The organism is Paraburkholderia sp. SSBN10T (assembly GCF_056619545.1).
Genome location: NZ_JBWQQI010000027.1, coordinates 76,566 through 95,417 on the forward strand (window position 1 = coordinate 76,566; position 18,852 = coordinate 95,417).

The 18,852-nt window shown below is 62.9% G+C and carries 12 protein-coding genes; 2 read left to right on the forward strand and 10 right to left on the reverse strand.

Annotation, left to right across the window (positions count from 1 at the left end; genetic code table 11):
- Positions 1-58 precede the first annotated feature (58 nt).
- Together AC1ECK_RS31130 and AC1ECK_RS31135 are read left to right on the forward strand one after the other, a co-directional pair.
- Positions 59-1,081 (forward strand): fimbrial protein, encoded by a 1,023-nt coding sequence (locus AC1ECK_RS31130; RefSeq protein WP_480326174.1) that lies wholly within the window; start codon positions 59-61, stop codon positions 1,079-1,081.
- Between the two features lie 35 nt (positions 1,082-1,116).
- Positions 1,117-2,517 carry a GlcNAc-transferase family protein gene (locus tag AC1ECK_RS31135; protein ID WP_480326176.1) on the forward strand — a complete coding sequence of 467 codons (1,401 nt, stop codon included), beginning with the start codon at positions 1,117-1,119 and terminating at the stop codon, positions 2,515-2,517.
- Here AC1ECK_RS31135 and AC1ECK_RS31140 read toward each other — a convergent pair.
- The 10 genes from AC1ECK_RS31140 to tssB form a co-directional block, all read right to left on the reverse strand.
- Positions 2,422-5,847, reverse strand: a complete 3,426-nt coding sequence (locus AC1ECK_RS31140) for an RHS repeat-associated core domain-containing protein (RefSeq protein WP_480326178.1) — start codon at positions 5,845-5,847, stop codon at positions 2,422-2,424. The genes AC1ECK_RS31135 and AC1ECK_RS31140 overlap by 96 nt on opposite strands.
- A gap of 16 nt (positions 5,848-5,863) precedes the next feature.
- A complete protein-coding gene (locus AC1ECK_RS31145) occupies positions 5,864-6,130 on the reverse strand; it encodes a PAAR domain-containing protein (RefSeq protein WP_480326180.1) in 267 nt (88 codons plus the stop codon).
- 90 nt (positions 6,131-6,220) lie between these two features.
- The gene (locus tag AC1ECK_RS31150) at positions 6,221-8,791 is read right to left on the reverse strand and encodes a type VI secretion system Vgr family protein (protein ID WP_480326182.1); all 2,571 of its coding nucleotides are present in this window, start codon (positions 8,789-8,791) and stop codon (positions 6,221-6,223) included.
- A gap of 35 nt (positions 8,792-8,826) precedes the next feature.
- The gene (gene tssM, locus AC1ECK_RS31155; RefSeq protein WP_480326184.1) at positions 8,827-12,759 is read right to left on the reverse strand and encodes a type VI secretion system membrane subunit TssM; all 3,933 of its coding nucleotides are present in this window, start codon (positions 12,757-12,759) and stop codon (positions 8,827-8,829) included.
- Positions 12,760-12,771: 12 nt separating this feature from the next.
- The gene (tssL, locus tag AC1ECK_RS31160) at positions 12,772-14,106 is read right to left on the reverse strand and encodes a type VI secretion system protein TssL, long form (RefSeq protein WP_480326186.1); all 1,335 of its coding nucleotides are present in this window, start codon (positions 14,104-14,106) and stop codon (positions 12,772-12,774) included.
- On the reverse strand, positions 14,103-15,452 hold the full coding sequence (gene tssK / locus AC1ECK_RS31165) for a type VI secretion system baseplate subunit TssK (RefSeq protein ID WP_480326188.1): 1,350 nt from the start codon (positions 15,450-15,452) through the stop codon (positions 14,103-14,105). Before tssK ends, tssL begins: the two co-directional genes overlap by 4 nt.
- Positions 15,453-15,457: 5 nt before the next feature.
- Positions 15,458-16,003, reverse strand: a complete 546-nt coding sequence (gene tssJ, locus AC1ECK_RS31170) for a type VI secretion system lipoprotein TssJ (protein WP_480326190.1) — start codon at positions 16,001-16,003, stop codon at positions 15,458-15,460.
- Between the two features lie 141 nt (positions 16,004-16,144).
- Positions 16,145-16,627, reverse strand: a complete 483-nt coding sequence (locus tag AC1ECK_RS31175) for an Hcp family type VI secretion system effector (protein ID WP_480326192.1) — start codon at positions 16,625-16,627, stop codon at positions 16,145-16,147.
- Between the two features lie 118 nt (positions 16,628-16,745).
- A complete protein-coding gene (gene tssC / locus AC1ECK_RS31180; protein WP_480326224.1) occupies positions 16,746-18,248 on the reverse strand; it encodes a type VI secretion system contractile sheath large subunit in 1,503 nt (500 codons plus the stop codon).
- Positions 18,249-18,294: 46 nt separating this feature from the next.
- A complete protein-coding gene (gene tssB / locus AC1ECK_RS31185; RefSeq protein ID WP_480326194.1) occupies positions 18,295-18,828 on the reverse strand; it encodes a type VI secretion system contractile sheath small subunit in 534 nt (177 codons plus the stop codon).
- Positions 18,829-18,852 lie beyond the last annotated feature (24 nt).

The window sequence follows — 18,852 nt, forward strand, 5'->3', positions numbered from 1 at the left end:
AGCCCAAGCTTCATTCCCATCAACCCATACGGTACGCCGGTCAACGAAACAGGTTCCAATGAAAAAAATCGTCCAGCTTCTTCTCCTGATCAGCTTCGGCATCTCGCGTATTGCGTCCGCAACCTGTCTCCAGCTTAGCCCCGAGGATATTACTTCTATCGCGCACGACGGCGACACCGGCGAACAGCAGGTGCAGGCTAACGTCCTGTTCCAGGACGCCTCGGTTTCGATCGATCCGGACCTTCCGGTCGGTTCCGTAATCGCGACAGGCGTGTCCACCGCACTTCCCGTTCGGACGGCCATGATGACATGTACGAACGGCGGCACGCTGGTCATCAATCTCGTCGGTGCAACAGCAACACCTTCCAGCCTGACCGATGTCTACAACACCAATGTGCCTGGCATCGGCTTCCGGCTCAGTTACGTCCGCGGGAGCGGCACCGCATCGACCATCCCGTTCACCATCCCGATACCGCCGGGCACCGACGCACCAGACCAGGTGGTCTACAGCTTTTTCGGCGCGGGCGCCCAGTTCAGGATCGAACTGATCAAGACCGGCGACATCGGCAGCAACGAAAACGTTCAGTTTGGTCTCGTAGGTTCGGGCCAGGCCGACGGAGACGGCAAGACCGTGCTAGTGATCAACGGCGGCAGCATCAACGTCAAGGTGCTGCCGAGCTGCTCGGTCAACACCAGCACGCTGAACATCGACTTCGGCACGTTCGGTCCGAGCGACGTCTCGACCACGGCCGGCCCCACCCAGCCGGTCAACTTCACCGTGCTCTGCACCGGTCCGACGCCGCCCGTGTCGATCACCGCGGCGCTGTCCGGCACACCCGATACCGACAACGCCAGCATGCTCAGGAACACCGGTGCGACGAATCTCGCGATCCGCCTGCAGGAAGTGTCTTCCGGCACGATCCTAAGGCCGAACGATCCGACCAGCACGCTCGTCCACACACCGAGCGGCAGCATGCAGTCGCCGTTCGAACTCAACGCGACGGTGCTGCGTGTGGGAAGCGTGACGCCGACGGCCGGCAAGATCCAGGCAACCGCAACGATCACGATGACCCTTCTCTGACCTCACGACCACGAACACTCACCGGAACCACCAGCATGACCGTTTTGCCTGCCGAATCGCCGAACTCGATCTTCGTGCAGATCGCGAGCTACCGCGATCCACAGTTGATCCCCACACTGCTCGACCTTATCAACAGGGCAGAGAAGCCAGATCTGCTGCGCATCGTGGTCTGCTGGCAGCACGCGCCCGATGAGACGCTGGCCGAATTCTGGCGGCAAGGCTTCGGCAAATGGCGGATGGAAAAGACGGACGACTGGACGATCCAGTTCCTCGGCTACCGCGACGCAAAGATCGAACTGATCGACGTGCCGCACATGAAGACGCAGGGCGCGTGCTGGGCCCGCAACCTGCTGCAGCAACGCTACGGCGGCGAACGCTACACGCTGCAGCTCGACTCGCACCACCGCTTCGTCGACGCATGGGACACGCTCGCGATCGACATGCTGGAAGCGCTGCGCGACGAAAGCCCGAAGCCGGTGCTGACCGCGTATCTTCCGGGATACGATCCGAAGAACGACACTGTCCGGCCCGGCAGTCCGCAGATCCTGGGCTTTAACCGCTTCGGCAGGGAAGGCGTCGTCATGTTTCGCGGCAGAAGCTTGCCCGACTGGCAAACGCACAGCCGCCCGGTTCGCTCGCGCTTCTACAGCGGGCATTTCGCGTTCGCGGACGGTCATTTTGCCGAAGTGGTCCAGCACGATCCCGACTACTTTTTCCTCGGCGAAGAGATTTCGATCGCCGTGCGCGCGTTCACGCATGGCTACGATCTGTACCATCCACACTGTCTGATTGCCTGGCACGAGTACACGCGCCAGCACCGCGTCAAGATGTGGGACGACCACACCGACCGGGCAAAGGAAAAAGGCGAAATCGAGGAACACTGGGGGGAACGCAGCGCCCGCGCGTACCGGCGCAATTGCGCGCTGCTCGGCGTCGACGGCGCAACGTCTGCGCAGGAGGACTTCGGCAAGTATGGACTGGGCACCGAGCGCACGCTGACCGAGTACGAGGCTTATGCCGGCATCAGCTTCGCATTGCGCGGCGTCCAGCAGGCCACGCTGGATCACCAGTTGCCCGTACCTCACGCGCCGCGTCCCGATGAAGCGGCGTGGAAAGCATCGCTGCTGCGCGCGAACGACGTTCGCGTCTGCCTGCATCAGAACGTGTTCGACGAGCACGCTGCGACGCCGGGCACACGGTTCACGCTGTCGTCGGCAACGTCGGCTGCCGTTGTCGTTTACGACGGCAGCGGAACCGCGATGCACCGCGAAGCCGTCGATGCCAGCCGCCTCCCCCAACACCGGAAAAACGACTGGCTCGACTTCCACCTGAGCTTCGTGTCAGAACTCGAACGGATTCCAGCCTGGTACGTCATCGAACTGCTGGACGATGCCGGCGATCTGCTGAGCCGGCTCAGGCACGACGTCACTGCGTGACGGCTCCGCACCCGCGACGTACGGGTACTTGCCCGGCGTCGCGCGGCCGAGCGGATTGCACCAGGTCAGCGGATTGGGCGCGTACAGATACGGGCTGACGCCGCCTTCGCCGGTGCGATCGGGGCTGATGTAGCGGCCAGCGTCCGGATCGTAGAGACGCATGCCATTGTGGTAAAGCCCGGTTTCTTCATCCGCATACTGTCCGGCATGGCGCAGCGGTTGCGCGACGATACCGCTGCTTCCCCACTCATGCGTAACCGGATTGCCCCACGCGCGATAACGCCCGCGCCATACCACCTTGCCGGCTTCGTCGGTCAGCGCGATCGCGGTGCCGGCGAAGTCGGTGTGATAGTGATAGACCTGCGTGTCCTTGATCTTGCCGTCATCGGTCAGCGTATGGTCCACGCAGGCGAGCGGCGCGAAGCCGGTCGATCCTGCCGGCTCCGGCTGATACAGGTACGTCCGCCAGGCGCCCGCACGCTGCTCCTGGACGAGCCTGGCTCCCTGCCACAGATAGCGCGTGACCTTGTCCTGCACCGGCGCCTGCGAGCCCCGTGCGGAACCCGCCTCGACGCGCTTCGCGATGCGCCGGCCGAGTGCGTCGTACTGATAGCGCACGGTGGAGCTCTTGCGGTGCGCGGCGATCACATGCCCTTCCGCATCCCAGTCGAGCGATAGCGTGTGATCCCGGCCGCTTCTGCGCACCAGTTGTCCCCAGGCGTCGTATTCGTAACGATAGCCACGGCACTCCCGTATACGGTGATCGGCGTAGACGGCAGGGAACCAGTTTCCTCCGGGCGTATCGAGCAGGTTGCTTGCCGCATCCCAGCTGAAATACTCGATGCCAAGCTGCTCCGACACGCGCCGCAGCAGGCACCCGCGCCGGTCGTAGTCGTACCAGGTCTGGCCTTCGGCGCGCCCGCTCGTCCTGACCATCGCGTCGGCGAGACTGTAGTCCACTTCGCGCCACAGTTGCAGGTCGTTTTCGGACGGGGTAACCGGCGCGGCATGGCCATCGCCCGTCACCGAGCGCCACCACACCGGCAAGCCAAGCGGCGAATAGCCCGTATGCGTTCGCAGAGCGCCTTGGGTGCGTGCAATCTGGCGCTTCATTGCGTCGTACCAGAAGCGTGCCACCTCGCGCTCGTTCAGTTCGACGAGTGCGATGTCCCCGGTCTCGTAGCGGCGCGTACGCACCTCCTGCCCGTGCGGCAACATGGTCGCGACGAGGCGGCCGGCGGCGTTGTACGTGTGGCGCAATTCGCCGTTTGCGCCGTACTCCGCGACCGGACGGCCGCCGGCATCGTATTCGAAACGGATTTCATTGGCGCCGATGCCAAGCAGCTCGCCTTCTTTCGTAGGTGTGCGATGGATCATCTCGAGCCCGCCGTGTGCGGCATAGCAATACGTATAGCGATTGTGCCTCGTCTCGCGCTGGACCAGACGTCCCACGGCATCGTAGGCGAACGTCTCGCGGCGTTCCTGCGTGCCCGCTTTCGACGTCACGCCCTGGATCTGGCCGGCATTCGTATAGTCGAAGCTGCGCACCACGGCATCCGCATCGGTGATCGACAGGCAGTGGCTCGCGCCCCACTCCAGCATCTGCACCGCGCCATTCGCGGCCTCGATGCGCACAGGACGGCCATGCGCATCGTACTGCCGCACGCTTGCGTGACCTTCCTCGTCGACCGAGCGCACCACGTTGCCGCGCCGGTCGCGATACCAGTGGCGGCTCTGGCCGCCCGGACCGACGAACGTGGTCCGTTGGCCGGCAGCGTTCCAGACATGGCGCTCCACCTGGCCATCCGGACGCGTGACGCTCACCGGCCGGCCGAGGCCATCGCGTTCGATCCGCGTGAGCGCGCCAAGCGCATCGGTCATACCGATCACGAAGCCGTTGACGTCGTATTCGTAGCGCGTCGTGCCTCCGTCGATCGACGTGCGCTGGACCAGTTGCCCGCGAGCGTTGTACGCGAACGTCGTGGCAGTACCCTGGGCATCGGTCGAACGCGAAGGGAGGCCGTCCAGTCCGTACTCGATGCGCGTGTTATCGCCGGACGGCGTCTGATAATGCACGGGCTGCAAACGATCGTTGCGCGTCCACATCCACGTGCGGCCGTCGCTGATCTTCACGGCGATGGGCTCGCGCGACGCAAACGCGTATTGCGTGCTGCAGGTCTTGCCTTGCGGGTCTGTTTCCTCGGCGACCCGTCCCAGCGAATCGTATTCGAGGCGAACCACGCGCTCGCCCGGCAACCATATGGCAGCCGGCGCATCGGTGTCGCGATAGTCGAACCGGTAGCGCTGTCCGTCGAAGTCCATGTGAGACAGCACATGACCGCCCTCGTTGTACTGCCAGCTCGCGCCGTGGCCAAAAACGTCGGTGACCTGACTGATCCGGCTGTCGACGTTGTACGCGAACCGGTCGCGCGCGCCTTCGGACGTGACGCGCTCGTACACGCGCGCGACGCCGTCGATCGTTCGCCATGCATAGCGTGTCGCCATGCCGAGCACGTCGACCTCCTCGACGATCCGGCCATCCTGCCAGGCAAAGCGGTGTACGACTTCGCCAATGCGATTGCGCACCTCGGTGAGCTCGCCATTCCAGCTGTAGCTGTACTGGACCAGCGCACCGGTCGGGCCGCCGTCCACGCACTCGATCGTGCTCAGGCGTGCGCCCATCTTCGCCTCGTAGTGCATCCTCAACTCGTGGCCACAGGTGCCGCGCATGCGCAGCAGCCGGCCTTCAGCGTCCCAGATACACCCTATGCGCTGCTGATGCAGATCCTCGACGTACTTCAGCCGCGCAATCCCGTTCGCGTCGAAGTTGCCGAAGACCCAGTAGTGCGGCGTCAGATCGGCGACGACCATGCGTCCCCCGGGCAGATGCGCGAAGTGCAACTGCCCGGACGACGCAATCACCTGTGAGCCGGGTTCGGGAAACGGCACGCTGAGCGTGCTGCCGTATTGGTCGACATACACGAGCTGATCGCCGACCTTGCGCAGCGTGATTTCCCAGCGTGTGCGCCAGCCGACGCCAAGCAGTCCAATCGTGCCGCACCCGCTCGAATAGTAGCGGGACCATTCGAAAGGAAAACGGCCACGAAGCACAAAGTCGGTTTCGTCCTCGGGAAAGCAAACCTTGCTGCCTGCAATCACATCCACCGAGCCGCACAGAATGCCCGACAGCGCGCGACGCATGCGATACCGTTCGACCACGTCGCCAAGGCGCCGGCAACGGTCGACGGCCGGCACGGCGCTCGCCAGCGACAATACGACACCGGGCAGCCTGGCCAGCTCCCCGCCTATCCCACCGACTCCAGTCGTCACTTCGCCATCCTCATCGTTACGAACCGATCAGCACATCCGGCGAGCCGGAAGCAATCGGTGCGCCGCACGAGGTCACACCTGCGACGAAGGTTGCCGGCGCACCGTTGATGAACACGGAGCCCGAGCCGAGCACCACAGCCTGCGCCGACGGATGCAGCGCGCAGACCGCCGCGCTTAGGCCGACAGCCGCCGCGGGTATTCCATTGATCGTGACCGAGGAAGAGCCGGTGACGATCGCACCGCCATGTCCGATTACATCGCCTAGGCGAGCGGCTGGAAACATTACGAATATTCTCCTTGCAAGAGCGGGATAGCCCGCGCAGCGCCGTGTGAGGAAGCGCACGGCGGCTGCGCAGCGGGGCGAAACGTCGCGTTAAAAAACCTCTATGATCGACGAGGGGGGCGGTGGCGTTGGTTCCGGCGTTGGCTCCGGCGTTGGCTCCGGTGTTGGCTCCGGTGTTGGCTCCGGTGTTGGCTCCGGTGTTGGCTCCGGTGTTGGCTCCGGCGTCGGTTCCGGCGTAGGCGTCGGCTCCGGCTCTTCCGTCTCCGACGGAGTCGGCGTCGGCTCCGGTTCCTCCGTCTCCGATGGCGTCGGTGTCGGCTCCGGTTCTTCCGTCTCCGATGGCGTTGGCGTCGGCTCCGGTTCCTCCGTCTCCGACGGCGTTGGCGTCGGCTCCGGCTCTTCCGTCTCCGATGGAGTCGGCGTTGGCTCCGGCTCATCCGTCTCCGATGGCGTCGGTGTCGGCTCCGGTTCCTCCGTCTCCGATCGCACCGGTGGCGGCGTCGGTTCATCCGTTGCGCTCGGCGTTGGACACGGCGGCAAAATGATCGGCAGACACGGAATCACAGGCGGAATGCCCAGGACGACGGGCACAATCGGCACGGGAAGCACAGATCCGCCGCCACCACCATCACCGCAGTCATCGCAACAATCGTCGTCGCCCGGATTGAGTTCCAGCGGCGAACCCTGCACCACGACCCTGTCTTCGCCCTGAACGCGGACTTGCTTGCCGATGAGCTTGATCTGGCCGTCCGCCGTCATCGTCAGGGACGACTTGCCGCACACGATAGACAGCGCGCCGCCGACGGTCAGCGCATAGGCGCCACCCACCGTATGCGCGGATGCGCCGCCAACCGCGACGGAGCGCGCGCCGCCCACCACCGTGGACTCCGCTCCGCCGACCGCATAGCTCGAGACGCCCGCCACGCTGCTCGTGAACGCGCCGCCCACCGAGACGCTGTGCGCGGCACCCACACCGACCGTGTAGTCGATGCCCACGACGTGCGACTCCATGAACTTCGTCAGACGGTTCATATCCCGTTCCGCCTGAATCGAGAATTCCTCGGCGCCCGTCTTGTCCTCGAAGCGGATGCTGTTGAAGTTTGGTAGGCCGCCCTCGATCGAGCGGCTCATGAAGCCGCTCTGCGTCGCATTGCCGGGCAGCTCCCACGGCGGCGGCGTAAGCGTGTTGTACAGGCTGCCCGTGATCAGCGGACGGTCCGGGTCGCCATTCCAGAAGTCGACAATCACTTCCTGCCCGATACGCGGAATGTAAATGCCGCCGAAGTTCGCTCCGGCCCACGCCTGGCTCACACGGACCCAGCAGGAATCCGTTTCGATGTTGCGGCCGTAGCGGTCCCAGGCGAAGCGGATCTTCACGCGGCCGAATTCATCCGTCCACAGCTCTTTGCCTGGCGGCCCCACCACGATAGCCGACTGCGGTCCGTTGACGAGCGGCTTCAGGGTGACCTGCGGCAACCGGAACACTTCGGTGGTCGGCTGCACGTCGAAACTGTTGCTGCACGTGTACTCGTAGTCGCTGCCCGTCTCGTCCGGATTGCCGGTCAGTTCGAAACTCGTACCGATGACGAGGTACTCGCAATTTGCGGCCGTGTAGTCATAGTTGGCCAGCTCGAACGTCTGGCCGCACGCGAGACCGCGCACGTTGCCCTCGCCGCTCGCGCGCGTGCCCGGCGCGCGCAGCGTTTCCATGCGCGTGCGGGCAAGCAGTTCGCCGTGCGTGCCATTGGTGTAGTCGCCGGGCCAGGCGTACTGCTCGAGCGTGTTCCAGCTCGTGTCGCGAGGCTGCTGATTGATCGCACGCAAATCGGCCCGCGAACGCGTGAAGTCGAAGTCGCTCGTCACATAGTGGCCGGTGCACAACATTTCGGCCGTCGAGAACGCACTGATGTATTCGGCGTCGGTCTTGCCGTCCTGCGGCTGGAAAGCCAGCGTCTGGTAAGCCGGATTCGCCGATTTTCGGTGCGCGCCGATATGGTCGCACAGCACCAGCCGATGCTTGCCGTCGGAATGCTCGAAGAACCAGTAGATGCCCCACTCTTCCATGAGGCGCTGGATGAAATTGAAATCGGTCTCGCCGTACTGCACCTGGAAAGCACGCGGCTCGTTGCGCAGGCCTTCGCCGATCGTGCCGTAGCGGCTCACGTCGAGACGCTTTTCGACCGGATACGGATAGTCCGCCAGGACCTCGTCGATGATCTCGATGACGGTCTTGTTCTGGAAGATCTTGTAGTCGGTCGTCAGCGTGGCGAGCCAGAGCCACGGCTGCAGCTCGACCTGATAGACGTTGTAGCGCCCTTCCCGCCGCAGATATTCCGCCTTGACGATGAGCCCGGTAATCTCGCGCACAGCCGAATCGGCAGCGTCAGTTATGCCGGGCGGCGCTTCGAGGTCGATCGTGACGGTCATCTCCTTGCCGAGCAACGCCTTCAGGTCGATGTTGGCGCTGGCGGCGAGCGGCACCGCGTAATCGTCAGGCGTACGCAGGAGGAGATCGTAGCTGAACAGCTTGCCCAGATACTCTTCGCCGCTCAGTGACATGAACTCGAGCGCGGGCTGCCCCAGCAGTTGCGGCATCGCCGCACTCGATACCCTTACCGTACGGCTCTGAACACCCAAATTATTCAATGGATTATTTGACATGCATTCCTCTAGAAATTCTGTTCATCCAAAGACACTCATCCCACGCTCCCGCTACCCGGGCAACGAAAGCCCTTCAGCAAACCAATCAATTGCGGCCCCGATTGACCGCCCGACGTCAGTTCGAGCACCGCGTGCCGGTCGTCGAAGTTGAAGTCCACCGCATAACGGCTCGACGAGGACGTCGACGTCACACGACCCCGCTCTATCAGCCGGAAAAGCGCCCACGGCCCTTCGATCACGATGGTCGACGTGTCGGGCCGAATGCGTGGATTCGCGGTGATGCTAGCCATCGATCCGCCACGCGGTCCCGGCCACGCAACCGGAAAGGCCGTGACCGGACCGTGCACGTAACGCATGCTCTGCCCGTCGATGTCGAGCAGCAGTTCGGTGATCTCCGGATCGAGCGAAATCACCTTGACGCCCGTCTTCCACAACATGCGGCCCGCGCCCGCATCGCGGAAAAATACCTCGCGAATCGCGGCGGCACGCTCGAACGGTTCGAGGCTCGGACCTTGCATCGGCGGCATGCCGGGGCTGACCGACCTGTAGCGCCACGGGCGGATGCTCGTGTCCACACGGCTCGCAAGCGTCTTCTGGAAGAAATCGTCGAGCAGGCCGCCTGCCGCGAACACACGGTTGAAGTCGTCGATATCGACTTCCTGCGCGCTGGATGCGAACGGATACTTGCCCTTGATCGCCCGGCGGCACTGTGAGCCGACGCTCGACTCGACCTGCAGCGCCAACAGCGTGCCGACGCCGCGATCCACCTTCTGCATCGACTGCGAAGCGAGGCCCGCCAGCACCGCGCGGAACGGCGACGGCAACTTTTCGGCTTCGAGCTGCATCGTGGACCCAAGGTCTTCGGCGGGCGGCATGGTGTGGGTCGCGAGCACGTTGCCGGCCATCACGAGATTCGTGTACTGCTTGTTGATGAGACCGATGATGCCGTCGAGCTGAAGTGCGCCGCCGTTTCCTGTCGACGCCCGGACCATTCCCGAACCGACGCCGGTATCGGCCTGTCCGGTCACGACTTCGCGTAGCGCGGCGAACCGGTTGTCGACCAGCTCCTGCTCCATCTTCTGCTGCGCGAGCTGGCCGATCGCCGCCGCCGCGCCGGCTACGGCGCTTGCTGCGCGAGCAGCCCTCGAGCGGCGCGTAACCGCGTTCATCGCCGTGTTGGCGAGCGACGACGAATCGTCCGCGCTGTCGGTCACCGAAAGCGACGTTTCGTGGGCCGCCGTGCGCGCCAGTCTTGCGAGCGGCGAATCGGGGGCGGCCAACGTGCGCAGCGTCTGCAGGTCGGGCGCAAGCCCGCCGCCCTTGCCGGAAACGGGTCTCACGTCGTCGAGAAACTGCTGCCAGTAATTGCCGTAATCGGTCAGATACTGGCGGCGGATTGCGTCGGCGAGTCCATCTCTGTTCGCGCGCAACACATTGCCGTTCGACGCACGCGCCCACCGCGACGACGCATCCGCCTGGCCCATGACCCACGCGTCCTGTTTTTGCGCCTGCTCGAGAAATTCGGGCAAGCGCTTATTAAAAACCTCGTGATAGCCGTCGTACGTATACAGCCCCGGTATGCCGCGTTCGAGCGTCGAGCTGCTCGCCAGCGAAAAAACCGCAGTGGCCTGCGGTCCTGCGGCACGGATCAGCGTGACGTTTTCGGGCGCCTCCGGCTCCATCGCCGCCATCGCCCGTCCGTAGAGCCGCCCCGAGGCCGGATTGCTGCCGAGAAAATCACGGGCGCGCTTGACGAGGTCCGCATTCATAGCCGTGGCGGGAACCGCGGGCACGCCGTCGACGAACAGCGCGTCGAGGTGCCGCGCCATCACCCTGCGGTCGCCCAGCGGCGCGACGCTGCCGGCGCGCTCCCAGTCGCTGAGCACCCACGCCTTGATCGCTTTCGCGTCGTAGTGCGTGCGGTCGTACAGCATCAGGTAGACCGTCAGCGCGCGGTAGACGCCTTCCGCGTCCTGCACGCCAATCTGCGTGTCGATCACCGATGCGAGCCGGCTTGCAACCTGCGGCAGAAGCATCTGGTTCAGCAGGTTGTTGTACGTTTCGCTGGACGCGTCCATGACGACAGGCGCCGTGTACAGTCCGTAGCGCCACGCGACTCCCGGGCTGTCCAGGTCCAGGTCGTGGTACTGCGGCAGATCGCGCGACGCGGACAACACCGGCCCCATCCCGCCGGGTCGCGACGCTTTGCGTTGCGACTGCACGCGCGAGGCCAGGGCATCGGTCTTGCGGTCGATTGCGCTCAGATAATCGCGGTTGTTGTCGAAGCTCACGATCAGCGCGCCGATCAGCCACACTGCGATGACGATCGACAGCAGATGCCCGACGAGGCGCAATACGCGGAAACGGATTTCCCAACGCAGGTTCGGCCGCACGAGATGCCCTTCGGCGAGAATGACCCGCTGGAACAGGTTGCGCAGGAAGTAGCCGCGATAGTCGGTGGGCGCCCCGTTGCCGGCTGAAGCCGGACCCGCCGTCGTGTCGCCGAAGACGCCCGACAGTCCGCGACGCAAGCGTTGCAGTAGCGTCGTGCGGTCGGCCGGCATCACTTCGTGAGTCTGCGCCGCGCTCGTGAAATAGATGCCGCGCAGCGTGCTGTTCAACTGCGTGTCGTCGTATTTCGAATCGAGAAACACGAGCGAGATCAGCTCGATCAGCTCGGCGCACAGGCTGCGGAACTCGGACGGCAGCGCATACAGCTTCCTGCGCCGGTCGATTTCGTATTCCTCCTGCAGCCGCGCGTTGATCCCATCCTCGAGACCCTGCTCCAGCTCGCGCATTTCCGCCGCGCAATTCAGACGCAACGCGTCGCGACGATATTCCGTATCCTCTTCCTGATAAGGCAGCGTGAAGCCAAGAATCTGCGCGCGGCTCTCCGCCGTCAGCGACTGGAAATACTCGGCAAAACCCGGCAGCAGATCGAGCTTGGTGACCAGCACGTAAACCGGGAAACGGATGCCCATGTCCTGGCGCAGCTCGCCGAGCCGCGCACGCATCGACGCGGCAAGTGACTTGCGTTCTGACGGTGCGCGCGTCAACAACTCCTCGACGGAGACGACCAGCAGCGCGCCGTTGATCGGCGCACGCGGGCGGCGCTTGCGCAGCAAGCCGAGAAAGCCGCGCCACTCCGCGGCGTTCGCACGTTTCAGGTCTTCCTTGTTCTCGCTGTCCTGAGAAGCCGGGTCCTGGACCGTGTACCGGCCGGCCGTATCGATCAGGACAGCTTCGTTTGTGAACCACCAGTCGCAGTTCACCGTTTCGACGCGGGTCTTGACCGACATGTCGACCATCTGGTCCGCGTCGGGAAAATCGAGGCCGGAATTCAGGAGCAGCGTGGTCTTGCCGGCGCCCGGCGAGCCGATCACCATGTACCACGGCAGCTCATACAGATAGCGCTGGCTTTCCAGCAGGCGACGCAGACCGGTTGGGCCGCCACGCAAACGCTTGAGCTTTTCGATGGCCTTCGTGACCACGGAATTGACCACGCGGATTTCGTCGCGCGCGAGCGGATCCGCACCCGGCTTGCTCGAAAACGGATTCAGGATGCGCTGCAGCAGCGCGTCGTTGCTGCGCATCGCCTTCCACAGGCGATACAACCCATAGATCGTAAAACACGCGAGCAGCAGCGAAATCAGCAGCACGCGCGACCACGTCGGCCCGAGCGGATGCGCGTCGTCGAACGCGAGCAGCGGTCCGAAATACCAGAGCACGAGGCCGAGCACCGCGACGCCGATGAGGCCGAGCGACCAGCCGAGCAGCCAGAACAGCAGCATCGCCAGCAATACGATGATCGACAGCGTGCGCGAAAGCACGGTCTCGAGCGGGCGGTAGTCGCCGAACGCGACGAGCGGACCAATAAACCAGACGGCTGCGGCAACCACGAGGATCGCCACGAACATCAGCGTCTGGCGCGAAAAAGCAAACTTGAAGAAGCGGTTTAAGTAAGACATTGCCCTTTGCCGTTACTGCGTGACGAGGATTTCCACGCGTCGATTGCGGGAACGGCCTTCCGCCGTAGCGTTGTCTGCGAGGGGTTGCGTGTCGCCCTTGCCGATCGACGTAATGCGCTCTGCGGGAACGTTGCGCGACTTCAGAACGTCGGCGACGAACGCCGCGCGCTTTTCCGACAGCACCTGGTTATTCGGAAACTCCGCCGTGCGAATCGGCTGGCTGTCGGAGTGCCCCGTCACGGTGACGTTGCCACCCACGCGAGCCACCTCCTGCGCGACCTTCGTCAACACCCGATCCAGTTCCGGCCGAATGCGGCTTTGGCCCGGCACGAACATGTGGTCGCCCTTGAAGACGACCTTGCTGCTGCGCTCGTCCTCGGCAACCGTCACCTCGCCGCGCGCAATCTCGTCCTTCAGCAGGATCGACAGGCGCAACCGCTGAGGGACGACGGGCGCCCGGACTTTCGGCGGCTGTCCGATCGCGCGTATCTTCACCTCGAGCGGGTTGCTCATGTACAGCAACTGATACTTGTACCAGGCGAACAGCGCGAAGACGATCAGCGCCGCGACAGCCGCCGTCGCCCAGACCGGCACGCTTTTCAGAAGCCGCATCTTGCCCGGCGCTTCCCCGCGCCAGTGCGGCGACAGTTCGAGGCGCATCGTGTCGCGCGCGCCGCTGATCAGCGTCAGGAGCCGCTGCCTGATCTGTTCGAGATGACGTCGGCCATCCACGACCACGCTGTAACGTCCTTCGAATCCGAGACCCAGAATGCGGTACATCACTTCGAGAACGTCGACGTATTCCTGCGGGTCCGCCGCCATGCGGCCGATCAGCAGGAAAAACTTCTCGCCCCCATCCACTTCACCTTCGAACGTAATCAGCAGGCTGCGCGCGGCCCATACGCCACCGCCGCCCCAGCGTGTGCGGTTGGCGGCTTCGTCGAGCGCGGTGCACAGAGCGTAGCGGACCGCTGCCACGTGCTTCCACGGCAGATTCGCCTTGTCGCAAACTTTCTGGAACGCGGTGACTTCGCGCACGAGCAGCGAGCGCAAACTGGCTACCGCAGCCGGGGACTCGAGCGAGGCCGGCATGTCACCCAGCATGCGCAGCAACGGCTGCGCGGCTTCGCGCAGTGGATTGCGGGCGGCCTGCACGCGCTCGAGACGCGTCTGCAGATCTTCAGGCGGATCGAACGCAGTCGGATCCACGGCCTGATCCGGGGCGAAACCGCCTCCTGTCGACGAACGCCCCGCAGGAAATGCGGACGGCATGTCGTTGCCCGAACCGGCATTACCCGGATTTGACAGAAAATCGAACGAGCTGTCGCCCTGTGCATCGGTATTCATTTTTGACGCACGCCCCACAGCTCAAGCTTGAGTTCCGGGAAATGCCCGGCGATATGCATGGCGAGACCGCCTTGCCGCGCGATCTGCTCCCAGAATGAACCCGTGCGCGACAGCTCGAGATAGATGAAACCCGAATTGAACGGAATCTGCCGCGGCGGCACCGGCAACGGCGTCATCGTCAGTCCCGGCAGATGCGAACGGATCAGCTCCGGCAAACGCTGCGGATGGCTAATCTTCGTCTGCGCGAGGAACTGCTGCTGGAGCACTTCCGGCGACATCTGCGCACCGACTGCGAGCACGAGGCTCGAGTAGCCGGCCAGTTCGCTCGGCAGCATATTGGCCGTGCGGATGCCGTGCGCCTGCTCGGTAAGAGGAATCGGCTGTGCACCGCGAATCAGCACCTGGTTCAGCAGATAGTGAATTTCATCGACGAGCGGTTTGATGCTCCGGTAAAGCTGCGCATGGTCGTAACCCGGCGCCGCAAGCGGGCGCCGGGTTTGCGGACGCACGAACGTGGACAGCTCGCCGGCGAGCATCGCGAGTTCGCGATACAGATCGACGCACGCAGTCTCCTCGATCTGGCAGATGTGATCGAGCAGCGGTTCGTACCGGTTGAGCACTTGCAGCAACAGATAGTCGGCCACTTCCGCCGCAGCGCCCGCGCGGCCATCGGAGCCGGTCAAACGGGCAGCCAGCGCGTCGGCGCGTAGTTTGGCGAGGCCATGCAATTGCATCGTCCATTCGCGCAGCAGCGGATTGGCGCCGTAACCGGTGACGGGCGGAATATGGTCGGAGCTATGCAGCGACACGGCGCCGTCGGCATGCAGCGCCTTCACGCGCGTCAATGCAATGCCGATCCACGACTGAGTGAGCTCTTTCTCGGGCAGCAGCCGCAGACGCAGATTCGCCAACTGGACGGGCTTCGGCCCCTGACCGATCGCGTTGCTGTCGCGCAATTCCATGTCGTAGGCGAGATAGCGCGAAAGCGATCCGCTCTGCTCGGCGAAGGCGGTTTCTTCCGTGTTCGGCAAACGCAGCGGAACCGCCAGATAAATCACCTGGTCCTGATGTTCCGGTGCAATCGTCAGCGGCGGCGGTGGCGGTGTATGGCCCGGGACATCAAACGGCGTACCGTCCGGGAACACACCCGATCCGCTCTTCAATACGAGCTTTCCGAACGATAAAGATTCCTGATCGACTTCATATTGGCTGAAGCCCCAGAAGAACGGGTTCAGCACGGCACTCCGCTTATGCGAGAGGTACTCGAAATAGCGTTCCTGTTGCTGAAATAGCTGCGGGCGCAGGAAAAGTCCTTCGCTCCAAACGACCTTGTTATACCAACTCATCGCAATTAGTCTGACTTTGAAATCGAAACAGAACGCTGATCAAGCCGGATAGTCAGCGCCTGTTTCCTGTCTGGAATAGCAACCCGGTACCACGCGGCATCCGGGCCTGCCGGCAGCCGGTAAATGTCGCGCCACACGGATTTGCCGAGGTCCCGGTAGCCGGCCAGCACACCGATTGCCGTGGTGGCCGGGTTGGACTTGCGGGTGATTTCCCGCTCGTCGCCGGGGCGCAGAATGAATTCGTCGACGACCAGTGCGTCGTCACCTATGGCTTTCTTGTCGTCGTTTTGCAGTGTGAAGAAGTCGGCATTCGTGAATGCTGTTGCGGCCTTCAGCTCGTAGACCCGTACCAAGATTGGCGCCGCCGTTCCCCACTCGTTCGGATTGACGTTTTCGCTTGCCACGATCTGCAACTGAAGATTGGTCTGCTCCTTGACGGTGGGAGCAGGCGTGGTGCTGCATGCCGTGAGCGACATGCCCGCGCTGCCCAAGGCCAGCCAGCCCATGACGGGCAGCCATATCGCGACGCGGGAGAAAAAATTCGAAACCATCGGAGAGGAATCAAGACGATCGTGCGCGTTGCCCTAAATGAATTGACCAGGATGCCAGCAACGTGCTCGGCATCCTGGTCAGCAGACGTGACGCAACTCGCCGGAAACCCGGCGAGGCCACGATTCAGGAAGACCCGAAACTTACGCGCTGTTCTTCTTGATGTCGAACGTTGCCGTGATTGCGCCGCCGCTGCCGCCTTGAATGTTCTGCACCACATACTCCTGCTTCAGCCGTGCAAACGACAGGCGTACCACTTCGCGCGGACGCGATTCGCTGTCGCTCACACCCGACGGGCTCACCGACGTGACCAGAACATCGTTCATCGTCAGCTTGATGTACTCGAGCGGGTTGCCGCCGGCCTTGCGCACGACGAGTTTCGCTTCGTCGATATGCTTGCCAATCAGACAGTACTGCGTCAGATTCGGCGTTGAACGGTCGATGTAGTGCTCGAAAGTCAAGTCATCAACCGTTGCACGGCCTGCGCCGCCGCCCGAGCCGACGTGCATGTTGGACTGTTGCGTAACGTTCCACGACCAGCTCAAAACGTCGATTTCGTTTTTGTGAACAGAGTCTTCCGACTCGCCATCGATCCCGTCGATCTTGAGAAAGATGTCTTGTGCCATGAAACTACTCCTTAGTGCATGGTTGGGTTTAAAAATGCTCGGTGGAAATCAGGAATATTTAGTGAGCGCCTGCCCGTCGCTCATTCACCGGATTGACGGCGCTCACTCCACCACTCGCTCAGGCCGCTTCCTTCACGAGCGGCAGCTTTGCAACGAGGCGCAGCGAAACCGTCAGACCTTCGAGCTGGAAGTGCGGACGCAGGAAAAACTTCGCCTGGTAGTAGCCGGGGTTGCCCTCGACGTCCTCGACGATCACTTCGGCGGCTGCCAGCGGCCGACGCGCCTTGGTTTCCTGTGACGAATTGCCCGGATCGGCGTCGACGTAGTTCATGACCCATTCGTTGAGCCACTGCTGCATTTCGTCGCGCTCCTTGAACGAACCGATCTTGTCGCGCACGATGCACTTCAGGTAGTGAGCGAAGCGCGAGCAGGCGAAAAGATACGGCAGGCGCGCGGACAGGTTCGCGTTCGCGGTTGCGTCCGGGTCGTAGTACTCGACCGGTTTTTGCAGCGACTGCGCGCCGATGAACGCCGCGTAGTCGGTGTTCTTGCGATGGATCAGCGGAATGAAGCCGTTCTTCGACAGTTCCGCTTCGCGGCGGTCGGAGATCGCAATTTCCGTCGGGCACTTCATGTCGATGCCACCGTCGTCGGTCGGGAACGTGTGGCACGGCAGATTCTCGACCACTCCGCCGCTTTCCACGCCGCGGATCAGCGTGCACCAGCCGTATTGCTTGAACGAACGGTTGATATTCACCGCCATCGCGTAGGCCGCGTTCGACCACACATACTTGCGGTGATCGGCGCCGTCGGTCGCTTCTTCGAAGTCGAATTCGTCGACCGGGTTCGTCTTGACGCCGTACGGCAGACGCGACAGGAAACGCGGCATCGCGAGACCGATGTAGCGCGAGTCTTCCGAATTGCGCAGCGAATTCCACGGTGCATATTCGAGGTTCTGCGCGAAAATCTTCGTCAGATCGCGCGGGTTGGCGAGCTCCTGCCACGAATCCATCTGCAGCACCGAAGGCGCGGCGCCGGCGATGAACGGTGCGTGCGAAGCTGCTGCAACCTTCGCAATCGAGGCGAGCAAGTCGACATCCGGCGGCGTGTGGTCGAAGTAATAGTCGGCCACGAGGCAACCGTAGGGCTCACCGCCGAGCTGTCCATATTCCTCTTCGTAAATCTGCTTGAAGAACGGGCTTTGGTCCCACGCCACGCCCTTGTAGCGCTTCATCGTGCGACGCAGGTCGTCTTTCGACACATCCATGAAGCGGATCTTCAGCTTCTCGTCTGTTTCGGTGTTCGTGACGAGGTGATGCAGGCCGCGCCATGCGCTTTCCAGTTTCTGGAAATCCTCGTGATGCAGGATCAGGTTGATCTGTTCGGATAGCTTCCGATCAATTTCACCGATGATCGATTCGATGTTCTTGTACGCGTCGTCGGAGACGGTGACCGAGGTGAGCAGCGCCTGCTGCGCCAGCGTCTGGACCGCGTTTTCAACGGCCTCACGAGCACGCTCGGTCTTCGGTTTGAATTCACGCGACAAAAGCGTGCTGAAATCGGATTGCCTGGTTACGTCCGCCGTTTCTGCGGTGCGCGATTTCGAGTGACGTTCGCCCATCATTTCCTCAATTTTTCGGACTGTGTTTTCGCTTGAAAGGCGAAAATCATTCGTTGGCTGTCAATTCGCCGACGGAAGTCGGCTGCTGCTTGGGCGCCTTGGCGAGCGCCTCGAGCAATGCCGGATCCTTCAACACCTTGCTGACGAGACTCTCCGCGCCTGCCTTGCCATCCATGTACGTCTGGAGGTTGGCGAGCTGTGTGCGCGCTTCGAGCAGTTGCGCCAGTGCGTCGACTTTCTTCGCAACAGCGGCGGGAGAAAAATCGTCCATGCTTTCGAACGTGATATCGACCATCAACTGGCCTTCGTTCGTCAGGGTGTTGGGCACCGAGAACGCGACGCGCGGCTTCAGAGCCTTCATCCGCTCATCGAAGTTGTCGATGTCGATGTTGAAGAACTTGCGATCGCCGACGACGGGCAGCGGCTCGAGTGGCTTGCCCGACAGATCGGCGAGAACGCCCATCACGAACGGCAGTTCGACCTTCTTTTCTGAACCATAGATTTCCACGTCGTATTCGATCTGGACGCGCGGAGCACGGTTACGCGCAATAAATTTTTGAGAACTATTGGAGATGGCCATAGGTACGCTGACGTTATTCGCTCA